Origin of the sequence: Henriciella sp. AS95, from assembly GCF_038900055.1 — a bacterium.
Taxonomy (GTDB): Bacteria; Pseudomonadota; Alphaproteobacteria; order Caulobacterales; family Hyphomonadaceae; genus Henriciella.
The window spans coordinates 1729878-1748766 of sequence record NZ_JBBMQM010000001.1; the positions used below are offsets into that span (position 1 = coordinate 1729878).

Sequence of the window (18889 nt, forward strand, 5' to 3'; positions counted from 1 at the left end):
TTCGCGGACTAGTCAGCGCGCCAGCGCGCACAGATAGCGGTCGGAAGCATCCGGCCGCTTTTTTGTTCGGGGATCGCCATTTCGCCCATTTCAATCCGGCCGCCAAACGGCTCAAGTCGGTCGCCGAGGGCCTGAGCCAGGGCAATGTGAGACAGTCGAACAGCGTAGGCCGTCAGGATAACGAAGAGAGGTTTTTCGACGAGCAGATTTGCAACCTCATCGAGCAGGCCCGGCAGGTCTTCCTCGAACCGCCAGGTTTCGTTTTTCGTACCGCGCCCGAATTTTGGCGGGTCCAGAATGATCGCGTCGTACTTGTTTCCACGGCGGTTTTCGCGGGAAACGAACTTCATGGCGTCATCGGCGATCCAGCGGATGGTGCGATCCTGAAGGCCGGACATGTCCTGATGCTCCTTGCCAAAGCCATTGGATTTTGGGCTGGCATCGAGGTGCACAACGTCCGCGCCGGCCTGCGCGCAGGCAAGCGACATCATGCCCGTATAGCCGAACAGGTTCAGGACTTTAGTCGGGTAGGGCGCGCGCTTGATCTGCTCTGCCGCAAAAGCCCAGTGAACCGAATGCTCTTGAAAGAGACCAAGATGTCGGAAAGGCGTCCGGCGTGCGTGAAATTTTAGCCCTTCCCATTCCATCGGCCAGGTATCGGGTGCCTGGGCATTGAGCTTGCGCCACTGGCCACGCTCATCGTCGCCTGCCTTGGCATCGAAGTGCGCATCGGCCTTCCAGTCCGAGACCGGCCTGTGAGGTTTCCAGAAGGCCTGAGGGTCCGGGCGGATTATGCGCTGATTGCCAAATCGCTCCAGTTTGAAGCCATCACCGCTGTCGAGCAGGGCGTAGTCTGTCCAGTTGTCAGCGAGGAACAGGGTCTGGTCGTATTTCATGAAAAATCTCTCTGGCGCCACGCCTCATAAGTCATGATAGCTGTCGCCTGCGCGAGGTTGAGGCTGTCGGCGCCGCCACGCATGGGGATCAGGCAGAGTGTGTCACATTCAGCTTCCACATCGGGGGGGATGCCGGCCTGCTCATTACCCATGAGAATGACGGTTCCGCGTTTCATGTCGATTTCTGTGTGTCGGGCCGTGCCTTTAACGCTGGCAGCGACAACGGACAATCCGGCATTGGAGGACCATGAGGCGAAGTCTTCGATTGATCCGTGCGCGAATTCGACGTCGAAAACAGACCCCATTGAGGCCCGAACCGCTTCGACGCTGTAGGGATCGCAGCACTGATTGACCAAAACCACGCCAGAAATGCCCGCGCAGTCGGCGGTGCGCAGAATCGTGCCGAGATTGCCCGGATCGCGCACTTCATAGAGCGCGACCCATAAATCCTGCGCGGTTGCGTCTAATTCGCCAAGCGGTTTGTGGCGCTGCCTGAAGGCTCCGATCACGGCTTGAGGATTGTCCTTGCGGGCAATCTGTCCAGCCAGCCTGTCAGGCACCTGAACCACCCGCGCACCGCCAGATTTTGCTTTTGAAATCAAGGCGGGCATGAAACCGCGCTCTGCGCCGGATGTTGACACCACAAGGCTGTCCAGATCCCAGCCGGCATCCAGTCCCTGCTCGACCAGGCGAGCGCCTTCAGCGAGAAACAAGCCCGTTTCTGCGCGCACCTTTTTCCGCTCAAGTCCGCGCAACGTCTTGATCAGGGGATTGGAGGAACTGGAGATGATTTCCGGGGGTATCGACATGGGCGGCGTTTAGCACAGACTTGCCTGAAAACAATTGATGCGGCATGCATCATATTGCGTTAACCGGTCCAATTCGAAGGAAAGAGCCGCATTTGCAGGGGACAGCGTCGCAACTTTGCCTTTTTCAGAACACGACTCACCTGTCACTTAGGCGACTCGATTAAGGAGCCGTTTTCCAAATGGAACTCGTAAAAGAATATATGTGGTTCGCGATAGGCGGGGCCGCGTTCATCAGTTTCCTGCTCGCATGGATCATCCGTGGAGGCATGAGCGCCAGCAGTAAACGCAGGGCAACCGTGGAGCGTGACATTGCGATCACCGAACTGGAGCAGGTGCGCGGTGAACTCGACTCCCTCTACGCGGCTCAGCGCAAGCAGCGCGAAAGCGCGGCTGGGTCGACCAACTTGGAAGTCGAAATCCGCGAGCGGGATGAAGAGATACAGCGCATGGCTGCCGAGCTCGGTTCAGCCAAAGCCGAACTCGATTCGTTGAGAGGTGGTGCGCGTTCTCAAGCGACACCGACAAGTGACAGCGAAGAGGTTGAGACCCTCAAGTCGCGCAATTCCTTTCTTGAGGAGCGCGTTGGCGAACTCGAAGCAAAAGTACACCAGTTTGGCACCGCTGTGCCCACCTCATCATCAGACACGACGCAGCAGGCTGATGACGAAGAAGACAGCGAAAAGGACAAACTTGTCTGGCAGGTCGACTATCTGAAGTCGCGCGTGGCAGCCCTGGAAGAGCAGGTGGTGGTGCAAGACGCAACGCCGCAAGCTGAACAGGCGGCTGCCCCTCAGGCCGATACGAGCGCGGTCGATGAAGAACTGGCTCGCCTGAGATGGCGCAACCGGTACCTGGAAGGGCGTCTCGCTTACTTTGAAGAACGCCCCGACGAGGAAGACCAGGCCGAAGACTCCGCCCCGGCCAGCGCGGTCGATGTAAGTGAAGTTTCTCCAACGCCCGAAACTGCGCCAGAACTATCACCCGATGTCACAGAAGACGAAGTTGTGGCTGATGAAGACCCTGACGAAGCGTCGTCATTCGAGGCGGAAGACGATAATGACGAAGAGGTGTCCTCTACTGAGGGTGAAGTCGATGTCGTTGATGAGGACGTCGTGGATTCGTCTGAAGAGTCCGATGAGGAAAGCGACACCGAAGACAGCGATGTGCATCCAGCTGAGAAAATGCTGGAGGCGCTCGATGCGAAGGATGCCGCAGAAGCTGAAGCGACAGAGGCAGCCGAGCCTGAAAGCGTTGATACAGCAGACGACGAGCCGAGCGATTCAGATGACGAACAGCCCGATTCGGACCCCACTTCAGACTCTGAAGAGCCAGTCGAAGTGCAGCATGGCGAGCAGCCAGCCGCGCTCGACAAGCCGAATGGCATGCCGGATGATCTGACGCTCATCACGGGCATAGGCCCGCGCATACAGACGATTCTGAATGATTACGGCATCTGGCATTTCTCTCAGATAGCAGAATGGACCGATGAGAATGAGACCTGGATTGACCGTCAGCTCAATTTTGCCGGACGCGTGAGCCGGGAAGGCTGGATCGGCCAGGCGAAGGAGCTCACGGCCGTCGAAAGCTGAATGTGGATGAAGCGCATCGCTGCTTTCAGGCCCCGTTCAGATGAGTTGAAAGAAAATCGGATTTTGATTGAACGAGATGCCAGTTAGGTAGTTAATGCTGGCAGACGAAGATCATGCCAAGCGGAGGCGAACGATGCCAGAATTCAGCGACACAGCAATCACAAATACAGAAGGGGCGACACCTCGCCGATGGATAGGGTCTGCTGGCGGCGTCGCAAAAGCGCTGGTGTCTACGGTTGCCGTCGCTGGCGTGTTCTTCACCGCCGCGAGCTGTACGACCAACCCGTACACTGGCGAACAGCAATTCGCAGCCTATAGCGATGATCAATTGTCCCAGCTATCGGCCCAGGCCTGGCAGGAACTGAAAACCGAAACCCCAACGCTAAGCTCGGGGGCGCAGTATCAGCGGGTACAGCGCGTCTGGTCACGTGTCGCAGCTGCGACGCCGAAAGCTGGAGAGCCTTGGGACGTTCAGGTGTTTGATTCCGACCAGGTCAACGCATTCGTTATGCCAGGCAACCGGGTGGGCGTTTACACGGGTCTGCTGAACATCGTTGAGAATGACGACCAGCTTGCCGCCGTTCTCGGCCATGAAGTTGCCCACGCCATTTACCGCCACGCCAACCAGCGTGCGACCCGAGCCGCGGCGGCTTCAACGGCCGTACAGCTCGGCGGCGCTGTACTTGCCGGCGGATCGAATGGTGCCGTGAGCGCCGATCAGGTCAGCGCCTTGGGAAGTGTCGCAGCCAATCTCGGCGTCGTACTTCCTTATAGCCGGAACGCCGAACTCGAAGCGGACCTGCGGGGCGTCGATTACATGCACGGCGCCGGATATGATGCTGACGCTGCGGTCCGGCTTTGGGAAGTCATGGAAGCGTCCGGCGGACAGCGTACGGCCGACTTCCTGTCTACCCACCCCAATCCGCAGTACCGGCGCGAACAGATCCGCAAGTATATTCAGCAAAAAGGCTATTGATCGCGCGAGCGACAACGTCGTTGCGAACTGACCCGGCAGGCTTGACCTGTCGGGTCTTTTCGTGTGTATGCCGCGCTTCGCTCCAGATGGGGCGGACTTCCTGTGGGAAGTGCCGGTAAAACAAGACCATTACCGGGCTGTACCACGGGACCTCAAACGAAAGGCGGCCGGATCGAAAGACCACCGGCCCTACAAAGCCAGAGAGGATATCATGGCGAAGAAACTCCTGGGGCAGCTCAAGCTCCAGATCCCGGCCGGTGCGGCCAACCCGTCTCCACCTGTTGGTCCTGCGCTCGGTCAGCGCGGCATCAACATCATGGAATTCTGTAAGGCCTTCAACGCGAAGACCGAAAAGTTGGAGAAGGGCCTGCCGATTCCGGTCGTGATCGACTATTATCAGGACAAGTCCTTTACCTTCGTAACGAAGACGCCCCCTGCGAGCGTTCTTCTGAAGAAGGCTGCTGGTCTCAAGATCGGCAAGCCTAACTCAGGCGCAAAGCATCCTGGCAAGGACGTTGCCGGCAAGGTGACCGAGGCCCAGTGCCGCGAGATTGCCGAGATGAAAATGCCTGACCTGAATGCAAACGACCTCGATGCGGCCACGGAGATCATTAAAGGCTCCGCGCGCTCCATGGGTCTCAACGTGGTGGGGTAAGGCAGATGGCACACGGAAAAAGATATCGCGCAGCCGTCGAAACGGTTGAGGCAGAAAAGACCTACGGCGTGTCCGAGGCGATCAAGCTTGTGAAGTCCAATGCGACGTCCAAATTCGATGAAACCATCGAAGTTGCCGTCAATCTCGGCGTCGATCCAAAATACGCTGACCAGATGGTTCGCGGCATGGTTTCGCTGCCATCTGGTACGGGCAAGGACGTTCGCGTTGCTGTGTTCGCTCGCGACGCGAAAGCAGAAGAAGCCAAGGAAGCCGGCGCAGATTTCGTCGGTGCCGAAGATCTCATGGAAGAGGTCCAGAACGGCAAGATGGACTTCGACCGCGTCATCGCGTCCCCTGACATGATGGCCATCGTTGGTCGCCTCGGTAAGGTTCTCGGTCCACGCGGCCTGATGCCAAACCCGAAGGTTGGTACGGTTACGCCAAATGTTGGCCAGGCAGTTAAAGACGCAAAAGGTGGCTCTGTTGAGTTCCGCGTCGAGAAGCAGGGCATCATTCACGCTGGCATCGGCAAGGCGAGCTTCAGCGAAGAAGCGCTGGAGAAGAACTTCAAGGCCTTTGTTGGCGCACTGGTCAAAGCCCGCCCGTCGGGTGCCAAAGGGACCTATGTGAAAAAGGTTGCTGTGTCCTCGACCATGGGCCCTGGCGTCCAGGTGGACACGGCTGAAGCGATCGCCGCCGACTAGTCGGCGCTTCGTATACAGATTGCATGCGCCCGGCCCGAAAGGTCCGGGCGTTTGCTTTTTTATCGAGTCCGATTTAAAGTAAACGCAATGCAGGCAACCAAACCAATCGACGATGATGTTTTCTGCCGTCGAGGGGTTGCGGCGCATTAATTTCCGCGTTAACAGGCTCGGCTCGACGGGAGGTCACCGATTTGTTTCGGCGGACTCCCGTTTTCCTGTCCAAGACCATGGGTGGTGCCGCAAGGTGCAGAAATCCCATGATAGACGGGGTAGGCGACTATCGAGGTGCCAGAGCACGTGTTCTGGTTGTTCGACTTCGTCAGGCCCTGGGCAGGCGCTGGATGCGGCCAACCGGCCGTGGAAGGCGATTTCCCGGGCGCCCGGATGGGCCGGACGCCTTACTACTGGAGTACCGTAATGGATAAAGCTGGAAAGCAGGCGGCGCTCGCGGAACTCGAAACCGTTTTCGAGACCTCCGGTGCAGTGATCGTCACGCATTATACCGGTTTGAGCGTTGCGGAGATGACAGGGCTTCGCACCAAGCTCGGCGAGAATGGTGGTAAGCTCAAAGTGGTCAAGAACCGCATTGCCAAAATTGCCCTTGGTGGCAAAGGTGGCGAAGCGGGGGCAGACCTTTTCAAAGGCCAGGTGGCCATTGCTTATGCAGAAGACCCAACGGTCCCTGCGAAAGCGGCTACCGAATTTGCCAAAGACAATGACAAGCTCAAACTCATCGGCGCCATCATGGGCGATGAGGCGATGGATGCGTCGGGTGTGGAAGCACTCTCGAAACTGCCTTCGCGCGAAGAGCTGATTGCAACTGTTGTTGCCCGTCTCACGGGTCAGGCAAGCCAGATTGCCCAGCGCGTTACAGCGCCAGGTGCTCAGCTTGCGGGTGCGATCAACGTCATTGGCGAGCAGGCAGCGGCCTAGGTCAGAAACTGAACGCAAAACCAGAACACCTCAGAACCTCTAAAGAAAGTCGAATAGACAAATGGCAGATATTGCAAAACTCGGTGACGAACTTCTCGGTCTCACCATTCTCGAAGCCAAAGAGCTCAATGATTACCTCGAAGAGCGTGGCATCAAAGCCGCTGCAGCTGTTGCTGTGGCTGGCCCTGCAGGCGGCGGCGACGCTGCTGCTGCAGCAGAAGAAAAAGACGAATTCGACGTTATCCTGACGGATGGCGGCGACAAGAAAATCAACGTCATCAAGGTCGTGCGCGAAGTTGTGTCCGGTCTTGGCCTGAAAGAAGCGAAGGACCTCGTCGAGAGCGCTCCGAAGCCGATCAAGGAAGGCGTTTCCAAGGACGAAGCAGAAGAACTCAAGAAGAAGTTCGAAGAAGCTGGCGCCAAGGTCGAAATCAAGTAAGCCAACAGGCTTGCTTTCACGGAATCGTGTCTGCGCGAGGCGCGATTTTAGTAGATTAAATGCGCGGCGGGACCTTATTGGTCCTGCCGCGTGCTCGCGTTTCAGGTGGCAAGCTGCCTGAGACCTCTTTCGAAAGAGGGGTCCAGCAGCAAGAAACGGAACAAAAGATGGCTCTTTCTTTCACGGAAAAAAAACGTATCCGCAAATCCTTCGGTCGTATTCCCGAAGCCATCGACATGCCAAACCTCATCGAAGTGCAGCGCTCCTCCTACGAGCAGTTCCTGCAAATGAACACGCCGCTCGCGGAGCGGACGGATGACGGCCTTGGTGGTGTCTTTAAAAGCGTCTTCCCAATCGTTGATTTCAACGAGCGGGCAACTCTCGAATATGTCTCTTACGAGTTCGAGCCCCCCAAATTTGACGTTCAGGAATGCATGCAGCGTGACCTGACCTACGCAGCGCCGCTGAAAGTGCGGCTGCAGCTGGTCGTGTTCGATATCGATGAGGATACCGGCGCCAAATCAATCAAGGAAGTCAAAGAGCAGGAAGTCTACCTCGGTGACATCCCGCTGATGACCGACAAGGGTACGTTCATCGTGAACGGAACGGAGCGCGTCATCGTTTCCCAGATGCACCGCTCACCAGGTGTTTTCTTTGACCATGACCGTGGCAAGACCCACTCTTCCGGCAAGCTGCTTTTCGCGGCCCGTATCATTCCGTACCGTGGTTCGTGGCTCGACTTCGAATTCGACGCTAAGGACATCCTCAACATCCGTGTCGACCGCAAGCGCAAGCTGCCGGCGACAACAATGCTCTACGCGCTCGGATACGACACCGATGAGATCATCGATCTCTTCTATACCCGTTCTGTCTACCGCCTGGACAAGAAGGGCTGGATCATCGGTTTCCGCCCTGAGTCGTGGAAAGGCCAGAAGCCTGACTTCGATCTCGTCGACGCAAAGACCGGCAAGGTCGTTGCCCCAGCTGGACGCAAAGTGACCGCGCTTGCCGCGAAACGCATTGCGGAAGGCGGCACAGACGAGCTTCTCGTTCCGTCGACGGCGCTTGAGGGCAAGTTCCTCGGCCGTGACATCGTGAACCGCGAGACCGGCGAGATTTTCGGTGAGGCCGGTGACCTGCTCGAGGAAGAGCTGGTTGCTGAACTGCGCGAGCAGGGCCAGAAATCGATCGAGGTCCTGAACATTGACGGTGGCGATCGTGGCCCGTGGCTGCGCAATACGCTGAAAGCCGACAAGAACGAGACCCGCTTTGAGGCGCTTTCCGACATCTACCGCGTCATGCGCCCTGGTGAGCCGCCAACGCAGGAGGCCGCAGAGGCACTGTTTGGTCAGCTCTTCTTTGACGGCGAGCGTTATGACTTGTCTGCGGTCGGCCGCGTGAAGATGAATATGCGCCTCAACATGGCGCTGGAAAGCTATGATCCTGCTGAAGACGATGTCCGCATCCTGCGCAAGGATGACATTGTCGGCGTCATGAAGGTCATCCTCGACCTGAAGGACGGCAAGGGCGAAGTCGATGACATCGACAACCTCGGCAACCGCCGTGTTCGCTCGGTCGGCGAGCTCATGGAGAACAATTACCGTATTGGTCTGGTGCGCATGGAACGCGCCATCAAGGAGCGTATGTCGTCGGTCGATATCGACACGGTCATGCCGCATGACCTGATTAATGCGAAACCTGTTGTGGCATCTGTCCGCGAATTCTTCGGCTCCTCGCAGCTGTCGCAGTTCATGGACCAGACGAACCCGCTCTCCGAGATCACGCACAAGCGTCGTCTTTCGGCGCTTGGGCCGGGTGGTCTCACCCGTGAGCGTGCCGGCTTTGAGGTCCGCGACGTCCACCCGACGCACTATGGCCGTATCTGCCCGATTGAAACGCCGGAAGGCCCGAACATCGGTCTGATCAACTCGCTTGCGACCCACGCCCGCGTGAACAAGTACGGCTTCATCGAAAGCCCGTATCGCAAGGTCGAAAAGGGTAAACTGACCGACGAGGTCGTCTACCTCTCCGCCATGGAAGAGCACCGCTTCGCGATCGCTCAGGCCAATGCGACGATCAATGACAAGAACGAACTCGACAATGAGTTCGTCAACGCCCGTGTGAACGGTGAGGCAACGCTCGTTCCCCGCGAGGAAGTCGAATATATGGACGTGTCGCCGAAGCAGGTTGTTTCGGTCGCTGCGGCCCTTATTCCGTTCCTTGAAAACGACGACGCCAACCGCGCTCTGATGGGCTCGAACATGCAGCGCCAGGCTGTGCCGCTTGTGCGTTCCGAAGCACCATTCGTCGGCACCGGCATGGAAGCGGTTGTGGCACGCGACAGCCGCGCGGCTGTTGTGGCGCGCCGGAGTGGTGTGATCGAGCAGGTCGATGCGACGCGGATCGTGGTTCGTGCAACCGAAGACATCGATTCGGCCAAATCCGGCGTCGACATCTACCGCCTGTCCAAGTTCCGCCGTTCGAACCAGAACTCCTGCATCAACCAGCGTCCGATTGTGCGCGTGGGCGATGAGGTGAAAGCTGGCGACATCATCGCGGACGGCCCGTCTACCGATCTCGGTGAACTGGCGCTTGGTCGCAACGTGCTGGTCGCGTTCATGCCGTGGAATGGCTACAACTTCGAGGACTCGATCCTCATCTCCGAGCGGATCGTGAAAGACGACGTCTTCACCTCGATCCACCTCGAAGAGTATGAGATCGCAGCTCGCGACACCAAGCTCGGCCCGGAAGAGATCACGCGTGACATTCCGAACGTTGGCGAGGAAGCCCTGCGCAACCTCGACGAAGCCGGTATCGTGGCCGTGGGTGCCGAAGTGAAAGCTGGTGACATCCTGGTCGGTAAGGTCACACCGAAGGGCGAGAGCCCGATGACGCCGGAAGAGAAACTCCTCCGCGCCATCTTCGGTGAGAAGGCCTCCGACGTTCGCGATACGTCGCTGCGTGTGCCTCCAGGCGGCGCCGGTACCGTCGTCGAAGTCCGTGTCTTCAACCGGCACGGTATCGATAAGGACCAGCGCGCGCTGCAGATCGAGCGTGAGCAGATCGAACAGCTTCAGGAAGACAAGGAAGACGAACAGAACATCCTTGAGCGCAACACTTTTGCGCGCCTCAAAGAGCTTCTGATCGGCAAGGACGCTGCGGCTGGCCCGAAAGGCTTCAAGACCGGTAAGATCACCGAGGAAGCTCTCGATGAAGTTCGCGAGTCTGTCTGGTGGGAAATCGCTCTGAAGTCTGAAAAGGCTCAAGGCGAGCTCGATCAGCTGCAAAGCCGTTTCGACGAGTCGCTTCGCGAGCTGGAAGCCCGCTTCAACGACAAGGTCGACAAGGTTCAGCGCGGCGACGATCTGCCTCCGGGCGTGATGAAGGTCGTCAAGGTCTTCCTGGCTGTGAAGCGTAAGCTTCAGCCGGGTGACAAGATGGCTGGCCGTCACGGCAACAAGGGTGTGATCTCCAAGATCAATCCATCCGAAGACATGCCATTCCTCGAGGATGGTACGCCTGTCGATATCGTGCTCAACCCGCTCGGCGTGCCGTCGCGGATGAACGTCGGACAGATTCTGGAAACCCATATGGGCTGGGCCTCGAACGGCCTCGGCCGTATCGTCCAGAACGCTCTCGACGAGTGGAACGAGAACCACGACAACAAGGCGCTGCGCGAGACCGTGCAGATGGTCTATGGCAAGGAAGAAGAACTGCCGGAAACCGACGAAGAGATTGTGGAGCTTGCTTCCAATCTCGGAAATGGTGTGCCGATTGCGACGCCGGTCTTCGATGGTGCGCGTGAGAGCGACATCGTTGAAATGCTGGAACGGGCAGGGCTGCACTCATCCGGTCAGGTCACGCTCTATGATGGGCGTACCGGCGAAGCGTTCAAACGTCCGGTCACAGTGGGCTACAAATATCTCCTCAAGCTTCACCACCTGGTGGACGAGAAGATCCATGCCCGTTCGACAGGTCCATACTCGCTCGTCACGCAGCAACCTCTGGGCGGCAAGGCCCAGTTCGGTGGACAGCGTTTCGGTGAGATGGAGGTCTGGGCCCTTGAGGCGTACGGCGCTGCCTACACGCTGCAGGAAATGCTGACCGTCAAGTCGGATGACACCGCCGGTCGTGCGAAAGTCTATGAGGCGATCGTGCGCGGTGATGACACCTTCGAGGCCGGTATTCCGGAAAGCTTCAACGTTCTGATCAAGGAAATGCGCTCACTCGGCCTTAACGTCGAGCTGATCGAAGCCAATGATGATGACGATGACGCCCCAGTGGCGGCCCAATAGGCCGCCGCAGGTGAACCAAGTCGAGTTGAACTGAGTTTTATCCAGGCCGGGCCTAGCCCGGTCGCACCCCTCCCGAGGAGCGGAAAATATGCGCCAAGACGTCGCCAGCATCTTCAACAACAACGCCCCAGCCCCAAGCTTTGAGGCGATCAAGATTTCCATCGCCAGCCCGGAGAAGATCCGGTCCTGGTCCTCCGGCGAGATCAAGAAGCCGGAAACTATCAACTACCGGACCTTCAAGCCAGAGCGCGAAGGCCTGTTCTGTGCCCGTATCTTCGGTCCGATCAAGGACTATGAGTGTCTCTGTGGTAAGTATAAGCGCATCAAGTATCGCGGCATTGTCTGTGAGAAGTGCGGCGTGGAAGTTACCCTTGCCAAGGTTCGCCGTGAGCGCATGGGGCACATCGACCTTGCTGCGCCGGTCGCGCACATCTGGTTCCTGAAATCGCTTCCTTCCCGCATCTCGACCCTGCTCGACATGGCGCTGAAGGATGTCGAGCGTGTTCTCTATTTTGAGAGCTATGTCGTCATCGAGCCGGGTCTCACCCCGCTTGAACCGAACCAGCTGCTCACTGAAGAAGAGTACATGGAAGCTCAGGATGAGCACGGCGAAGACAGCTTCACGGCCATGATTGGTGCAGAAGCCATTCGCGAGCTCCTGCGTGCCCTCGACCTCGATTCGCTCGCAGATCAGCTGCGTGATGACCTCGCAGAGTCGACGTCTGAGCTGAAAACCAAGAAATACTCCAAGCGTCTGAAAGTCGTCGAGGCTTTCCTCGCCTCCGGGGCCAAGCCGGAGTGGATGATCATGACGATCGTTCCGGTCATTCCGCCGGATCTTCGTCCGCTCGTTCCGCTGGACGGTGGCCGTTTCGCGACCTCTGACCTGAACGATCTCTATCGCCGGGTGATCAACCGTAACAACCGTCTGAAGCGCCTGATGGAGCTTCGCGCGCCGGACATCATTATCCGCAACGAGAAGCGTATGCTTCAGGAGTCCGTTGACGCCCTGTTCGACAATGGCCGCCGCGGCCGCACGATCACGGGCACCAACAAGCGGCCGCTGAAGTCGCTGTCGGACATGCTGAAAGGCAAGCACGGCCGCTTCCGTCAGAACCTGCTCGGCAAGCGCGTCGACTATTCTGGCCGTTCGGTCATCGTGGTTGGCCCGAACATGAAGCTTCACGAGTGTGGTCTTCCGAAGAAGATGGCGCTCGAGCTGTTCAAGCCATTCATCTATGCGCGTCTCGACGCGAAAGGCCTGGCTGGCACCGTCAAGGCGGCCAAGAAGCTCGTTGAGAAAGAAAAGCCGGAAGTCTGGGACATTCTGGAGGAAGTCATCCGCGAGCACCCGGTTCTGCTGAACCGCGCTCCGACGCTTCACCGTCTCGGTATCCAGGCGTTCGAGCCGAAGCTCATCGAAGGCAAGGCTATCCAGCTTCACCCGCTCGTCTGTGCAGCGTTCAACGCTGACTTTGACGGTGACCAGATGGCTGTCCACGTTCCGCTCTCGCTGGAAGCCCAGCTGGAAGCGCGCGTGCTGATGATGTCGACGAACAACATCCTCTCGCCAGCAAACGGCAAGCCGATCATTGTTCCTTCGCAGGACATCATTCTCGGCCTTTATTACCTGTCGCTCGACAAGGATGGTGAGCCAGGCGAAGGCATGGCGATTTCTGATGTTGCCGAGCTTGAGCATGCGCTTCACAGCGGCAAACTTTCGCTGCACGCCAAAATCAAGGCGCGCTTCGAAGGCGTCGATGAAGAAGGCAAGGAAGAAATTCGTATCATCGATACGACGCCGGGCCGCTACATGATCGCGTCGCTGCTGCCTAAGATGAAGGGCATGCGTCCTGAGGTCGTCAACGACCTGATGACCAAGAAGGCCATCTCGAAACTGATCGACGAGGTCTATCGGAACTGCGGCCAGAAGGCGACGGTCATCTTCTGTGACCAGCTTATGGGCCTCGGTTTCAAGGAAGCCTGTAAAGCGGGTATTTCCTTCGGCAAGGACGACATGAAGATCCCTGCGGCGAAAGCCAAGCTGGTCGAAGAGACGCGCGAGCAGGTGTCTGAATATGAGCGTCAGTATGCTGAAGGTCTCATCACGCGCGGCGAGAAGTACAACAAGGTGGTCGACGCCTGGTCGACCTGTACTGACAAGGTCGCTGACGCGATGATGGATGCAGCTGGTGAAGCTGCCATCGACAAGAAGACGGGCCGCATGGAAGAGACGAACTCCGTCTTCATGATGGCTCACTCCGGTGCTCGCGGTTCCAAGAACCAGATGAAGCAGCTGGCTGGTATGCGCGGCCTGATGGCCAAGCCGTCCGGTGAGATCATCGAGACGCCGATCGTGTCGAACTTCAAGGAAGGCCTGACCGTTCTTGAATACTTCAACTCGACCCACGGCGCCCGTAAGGGTCTTGCTGATACGGCTCTGAAAACGGCGAACTCGGGTTATCTGACCCGCCGTCTCGTCGACGTTGCTCAGGACTGTATCGTCAACGAAGACGATTGCGGAACCGACAAGGGCATCCAGATCGGCGCTGTCATGGAAGGTGCAGACGTGGTTGTTCCACTGTCTGAGCGCATCCTTGGCCGCTCGGTTGGCGAAGATGTGAAGAATCCGAAGACCGGTGAGCTCATCTGTCCGGCCAACACCTATGTTGACGAGGCGCTTGCTGCTGCGATTGAAGAAGCAGGTGTGGACGAAATCAAAGTTCGTTCGCCTTTGACCTGTGAAACCAAGATCGGTGTCTGTGTGGCCTGCTACGGCCGTGACCTTGCTCGCGGTACGATCGTCAACCGTGGTGAAGCCATTGGCGTCATTGCGGCCCAGTCGATTGGTGAGCCGGGCACACAGCTGACCATGCGGACCTTCCACATTGGTGGTGCTGCAAGTGTTGCAGAAGACAGCTCCGTTGAGGCGGCGTTTGAGGGAACGATCAAGTTCGAGAACGGCGAGACCGTTACGAAGAAAGACAAGACCCTCGTTGTTGTTGGACGTCAGATGGCCGTCTCGGTTGTCGACGGCGACGGCCGCACCCGCCAGACCTTCAAGCCTGGATATGGTACGCGCCTGCACATCAAGGACGGTGCAAAGGTCAAGCCGGGCGACAAGCTCGCTGACTGGGATCCGTTTGCTCAGCCGCTCGTTTCCGAGATTGCTGGTGTCGCCAAGCTGATCGACGTTGTCGACGGCATGACGGCCCGCGACGAGACCGACGAAGCAACGGGCATCTCGTCCCGCGTGATCGTCGACTATCGCGGCAGCAAGGGGAATGACCTTCGTCCATCCGTCCTCATCGTGGACGACAAGGGCGAAGCCAAGACCCTGCCGAACGGCACCGAGGCTCGCTATCTGCTTTCGCCGGGCGCTATCCTCTCCGTCAATGACGGCGACGAAATCGGACCAGGTGACAGCTTGGCACGTACCGCGACCGGCGGTGCGAAGACCAAGGATATCACCGGTGGTCTGCCGCGCGTGGCAGAGCTCTTCGAAGCGCGTCGTCCGAAGGACAATGCTGTCATCGCCGATATCGATGGCCGCGTGTCCTATCTCCGCGACTACAAGAACAAGCGGAAGATCGCGATTATTCCGGAAGAAGAGGGCGCCGAAGCGGTCGATTATCTCGTACCGAAGAACAAGCGCATCTCGTTCCAGGATGGCGACTTCATCCGCCGCGGTGAGTATCTCGTCGACGGTAACCCGGCGCCTCAGGATATCCTGAGCTCGCTCGGTATCGAAGCGCTGGCCGACTACCTCGTTGACGAGGTTCAGAAGGTCTACCGCCTGCAAGGTGTTCCGATCAACGACAAGCACATCGAGGTGATCGTTCGCCAGATGCTGCAGAAGATCGAAATCACCGATCCAGGTACGACGACGCTTCTCAAGGGCGAACATGTCGACCTTATGGAGCTGGACGAAGCGAACGCAGCGGTCCGCCGCTCGCGCAAGCAAGACCAGCGCGAAGCAACGGGTGTTCCTGTGCTGCTTGGTATCACCAAGGCATCGCTGCAGACCCGCAGCTTCATCTCTGCCGCCTCCTTCCAGGAGACGACCCGCGTGCTCACCGAAGCGGCCCTTCAGGGCAAGATGGACACGCTGGAAGGTCTCAAGGAAAACGTCATCGTCGGCCGGCTCATTCCGGCTGGTACAGGCGGTGGCATGCGCAACTTCCGCCGCATTGCCGCTCAACGCGACACCAAGCTTCGTGCGAAGCGTCGTCAGGCGGCCGAGGAGGCAGCAGCTGCGCTACCAGCACCAGACGCAGCAGAGTAAGCTGCAGCTGGAGAGGCCCTGATCGCAGCCGTCACCGTCGAGGACACTTGACGGGACGGCCACAGGGTCTTAACACGCGCCGAACGCTGGCTGAGCCCATTTTAACGATGGTCTCCCGCGGCCCGATTTGAGGTCCCGCAAGGCTGGCATAGTACGGAATTGATGGTCCGGTGGGTCAGTTCGTGGCCCAACCGGGCTATCTTGGTTTGAACTGGTCCGATGGGGCCACGAGAGAAAGAAGTCAAAAGGCCCTCATGCCCACGATTCAACAGCTTATTCGCAACCCGCGCAAGCCAAAGCCCGCGCGGTCAAAAACCCCAGCCCTTAAAGGCAATCCGCAGCGTCGCGGCGTCTGCACGCGCGTCTATACGACGACGCCAAAGAAGCCGAACTCGGCACTTCGTAAAGTGGCAAAGGTTCGCCTGACCACCGGGTTTGAATCGCTGTGCTACATTCCGGGTGAAGGCCATAACCTGCAGGAGCACTCCGTTGTGCTCATCCGCGGCGGCCGTGTGAAGGACCTTCCAGGTGTGCGCTATCACATCCTGCGTGGTGTCCTCGATACCCAGGGCGTCAAGAACCGTAAGCAACGCCGTTCGCATTACGGCGTGAAGAAACCGAAATAAGGGCTGCCAGTCATGTCACGTCGTCACCGCGCTGAAAAACGTCAGGTCCTTCCGGATCCGAAGTTCAAAGACATTATCATCACCAAGTTCATGAACCAGATCATGCAGGACGGTAAGAAATCGACCGCCGAGCGTATCGTTTATGGTGCTTTCGACCTTGTTGAAGAAAAAGCAAAAAAAGACCCTGTGGAAGTGTTTCACTCGGCTCTTGAGGCAATCTCTCCAGCTGTTGAGGTCCGTTCGCGCCGTGTTGGTGGTGCGACCTATCAGGTTCCTGTCGAAGTGCGCCCAGAGCGCCGTCAGGCTCTTGCGATCCGCTGGCTCGCATCTGCGGCTGGCTCGCGCAATGAGAACACGATGCGCGAGCGCCTCGCTGGCGAGCTTCTCGATGCATCCCAGGGCCGTGGTACCGCTGTGAAGAAGCGTGAAGACACGCACCGCATGGCAGAGGCCAACCGCGCCTTCTCTCACTACCGCTGGTAATCCCCACTTTCATCGTTCCTCCCGGAACCAGACAACAAAGGTAATCCCATGGCCCGCGAATATCCGCTGGAGCGTTATCGTAATTTTGGCATCATGGCACACATCGATGCCGGTAAAACGACGACGACCGAGCGCATCCTGTTCTATACCGGCAAGTCTCACAAAATCGGCGAAGTGCACGATGGCGCTGCAACCATGGACTGGATGGAGCAGGAGCAGGAGCGTGGCATCACGATTACCTCTGCTGCGACGACCACTTTCTGGGAACGCACCGAGGACGGCTCGTCCGCCCTGTCGCCGAAATACCGCTTCAACATCATCGACACGCCCGGACACGTTGACTTCACCATCGAAGTTGAGCGGTCGCTGGCCGTGCTCGACGGTGCTGTCTGTGTTCTCGATGCGAACGCTGGTGTTGAGCCGCAAACCGAAACCGTCTGGCGCCAGGCTGACCGTTACAAGGTTCCGCGCATCGTGTTCGTCAACAAGATGGACAAGACCGGCGCTGACTTCTTCAACTGCGTCGCGATGATCAAGGACCGGACCGGTGCTCAGCCGGCCCCGATCCAGCTGCCGATCGGTTCGGAAACCGAACTCGAAGGCCATGTTGACCTGGTCACCATGAAGGAATGGGTCTGGGAAGGCTCTGACCTTGGTGCGAGCTGGCAGCTTCGCGACATTCGCGACAGCCTCAAGGCGAAAGCCGAAGAGATGCGCGCTGAGCTCGTCGAGATCGCCGTCGAAATGGACGAAGAAATCATGGAAGCGTATCTGGAAGGCGAAGAGCCCGACGTCGATACGCTGCGCCAGCTGATCCGTAAGGGCACGCTGTCCATGTCGTTCGTGCCGGTTCTGTGTGGATCTGCGTTCAAGAACAAGGGCGTGCAGCCAATGCTGAACGCTGTCGTCGACTATCTGCCAGGTCCGCTGGACGTTCCTGCTTACACCGGCTTCAAACCCGGCGACGAAGAAGAAGTTCGCAACATCAAGCGCCACGCAGACGATGATGAGCCGTTCTCCGGTCTTGCCTTCAAGATCATGAACGACCCGTTCGTTGGCTCTCTGACATTCCTGCGCATCTACTCCGGTACCGTCTCCAAAGGCGGCTCCATGCTCAACTCTACCAAGGGTAAGCAGGAGCGTATTGGCCGCATGATGATGATGCACTCGAACAATCGCGAGGAAATCGAAGAAGCCTATGCGGGCGATATCATTGCGCTTGCCGGCCTCAAGGAAACGACAACCGGTGACACGCTGTGTGACAAGTCCGATCCTGTCGTTCTCGAAACCATGACCTTCCCGGATCCGGTTATCGAGATTGCTGTCGAGCCGAAATCGAAAGCCGACCAGGAAAAAATGTCCATCGGTCTGCAACGCCTTGCCGCTGAAGACCCGTCCTTCCGCGTGGAAACCGACATTGAGTCCGGTCAGACCATCATGAAGGGCATGGGTGAGCTTCACCTCGACATTCTCGTCGACCGTCTGAAGCGCGAGTTCAAGGTTGAGGCGAATATCGGCCAGCCACAGGTGGCTTACCGTGAAGCGCTCGGCCGTGCGACCGAGATCAACTACACGCACAAGAAGCAGTCGGGTGGTTCAGGTCAGTTCGCTGAGGTCAAGATCCAGTTCGAGCCGCTTGAAGCCGGATCCGGTTTTGTGTTTGAAAGTGCCATCGTCGGTGGTTCGGTGCCTAAGGAATACATCCCGGGCGTCCAGAAAGGTCTTGAGCAGGCCAAGGAAAACGGTCTTCTGGCCGGCTATCCTGTGACGGACTTCAAGGCTGTTCTGGTTGACGGCAAGTACCATGACGTTGACTCCTCGGTCCTCGCTTTCGAAATCGCTGCTCGCGCAGCCTTCCGAGAGCTGAAAGGTCCGGGCGATCCACGCCTCATGGAGCCGATGATGAAGGTCGAGGTTGTGACGCCGGAAGAGTATATGGGTGACATCATTGGTGACCTGAACTCACGTCGCGGCCAGATCCAGGGGTCCAATCCGCGCGGCAACGTCGTGGCGATCGGTGCCTTCGTGCCGCTGGTCAACATGTTCGGTTATGTCGGCAACCTCCGCGGTATGTCGCAAGGCCGGGCGCAGTTCACCATGGTGTTCGACCACTATGCGGAAGTGCCTAAGGCGGAAGCCCAGAAGATCGTTCAGGATCTGGCAGGGTAAACCGGTTCAGCGCCAGGCCAGACTTGGTCT

At 58.1% G+C, this 18889-nt stretch carries 13 protein-coding genes; 11 read left to right on the top strand and 2 right to left on the bottom strand.

The features are described from left to right. Positions 1-8: 8 nt before the first annotated feature. Together WNY37_RS08530 and WNY37_RS08535 are read right to left on the bottom strand one after the other, a co-directional pair. Positions 9-896 (bottom strand): class I SAM-dependent methyltransferase, encoded by an 888-nt coding sequence (locus WNY37_RS08530; protein ID WP_342973044.1) that lies wholly within the window; start codon positions 894-896, stop codon positions 9-11. Further along, on the bottom strand, positions 893-1705 hold the full coding sequence (locus tag WNY37_RS08535; protein WP_342973045.1) for an RNA methyltransferase: 813 nt from the start codon (positions 1703-1705) through the stop codon (positions 893-895). The genes WNY37_RS08530 and WNY37_RS08535 overlap by 4 nt, the downstream gene beginning before the upstream one ends. A 179-nt stretch (positions 1706-1884) precedes the next feature. Here WNY37_RS08535 and WNY37_RS08540 point away from each other — a divergent pair, with 179 nt between their 5' ends. The 11 genes from WNY37_RS08540 to fusA all read left to right on the top strand — a co-directional run bounded on the left by WNY37_RS08540 (position 1885) and on the right by fusA (position 18859). Continuing rightward, positions 1885-3294, top strand: coding sequence for a hypothetical protein (locus WNY37_RS08540; protein WP_342973046.1), 1410 nt, complete (start codon positions 1885-1887; stop codon positions 3292-3294). Between the two features lie 133 nt (positions 3295-3427). Then, a complete protein-coding gene (locus tag WNY37_RS08545; RefSeq protein ID WP_342973047.1) occupies positions 3428-4270 on the top strand; it encodes a M48 family metallopeptidase in 843 nt (280 codons plus the stop codon). Between the two features lie 211 nt (positions 4271-4481). After that, positions 4482-4925, top strand: coding sequence for a 50S ribosomal protein L11 (gene rplK / locus WNY37_RS08550; protein WP_342973048.1), 444 nt, complete (start codon positions 4482-4484; stop codon positions 4923-4925). 5 nt (positions 4926-4930) lie between these two features. Continuing rightward, complete coding sequence (rplA, locus tag WNY37_RS08555; RefSeq protein ID WP_342973049.1) at positions 4931-5629, top strand: 50S ribosomal protein L1; 699 nt, start codon at positions 4931-4933, stop codon at positions 5627-5629. Positions 5630-6046: 417 nt separating this feature from the next. Beyond that, positions 6047-6562: a 50S ribosomal protein L10 gene (rplJ, locus tag WNY37_RS08560; protein WP_342973050.1), complete on the top strand. Its 516-nt coding sequence runs from the start codon at positions 6047-6049 to the stop codon at positions 6560-6562. 61 nt (positions 6563-6623) lie between these two features. Further along, the gene (gene rplL / locus WNY37_RS08565) at positions 6624-7001 is read left to right on the top strand and encodes a 50S ribosomal protein L7/L12 (protein ID WP_342973051.1); all 378 of its coding nucleotides are present in this window, start codon (positions 6624-6626) and stop codon (positions 6999-7001) included. Positions 7002-7168: 167 nt separating this feature from the next. Beyond that, positions 7169-11296, top strand: a complete 4128-nt coding sequence (gene rpoB / locus WNY37_RS08570; protein ID WP_342973052.1) for a DNA-directed RNA polymerase subunit beta — start codon at positions 7169-7171, stop codon at positions 11294-11296. An 88-nt stretch (positions 11297-11384) separates the two neighbouring features. Further along, positions 11385-15581 (top strand): DNA-directed RNA polymerase subunit beta', encoded by a 4197-nt coding sequence (rpoC, locus tag WNY37_RS08575; protein WP_342973053.1) that lies wholly within the window; start codon positions 11385-11387, stop codon positions 15579-15581. A 254-nt stretch (positions 15582-15835) separates the two neighbouring features. Continuing rightward, positions 15836-16207 (top strand): 30S ribosomal protein S12, encoded by a 372-nt coding sequence (gene rpsL, locus WNY37_RS08580; protein ID WP_018146782.1) that lies wholly within the window; start codon positions 15836-15838, stop codon positions 16205-16207. Between the two features lie 12 nt (positions 16208-16219). After that, a complete protein-coding gene (gene rpsG / locus WNY37_RS08585; protein WP_342973054.1) occupies positions 16220-16690 on the top strand; it encodes a 30S ribosomal protein S7 in 471 nt (156 codons plus the stop codon). A 48-nt stretch (positions 16691-16738) separates the two neighbouring features. Further along, complete coding sequence (fusA, locus tag WNY37_RS08590) at positions 16739-18859, top strand: elongation factor G (RefSeq protein ID WP_342973055.1); 2121 nt, start codon at positions 16739-16741, stop codon at positions 18857-18859. Positions 18860-18889: the final 30 nt, after the last annotated feature.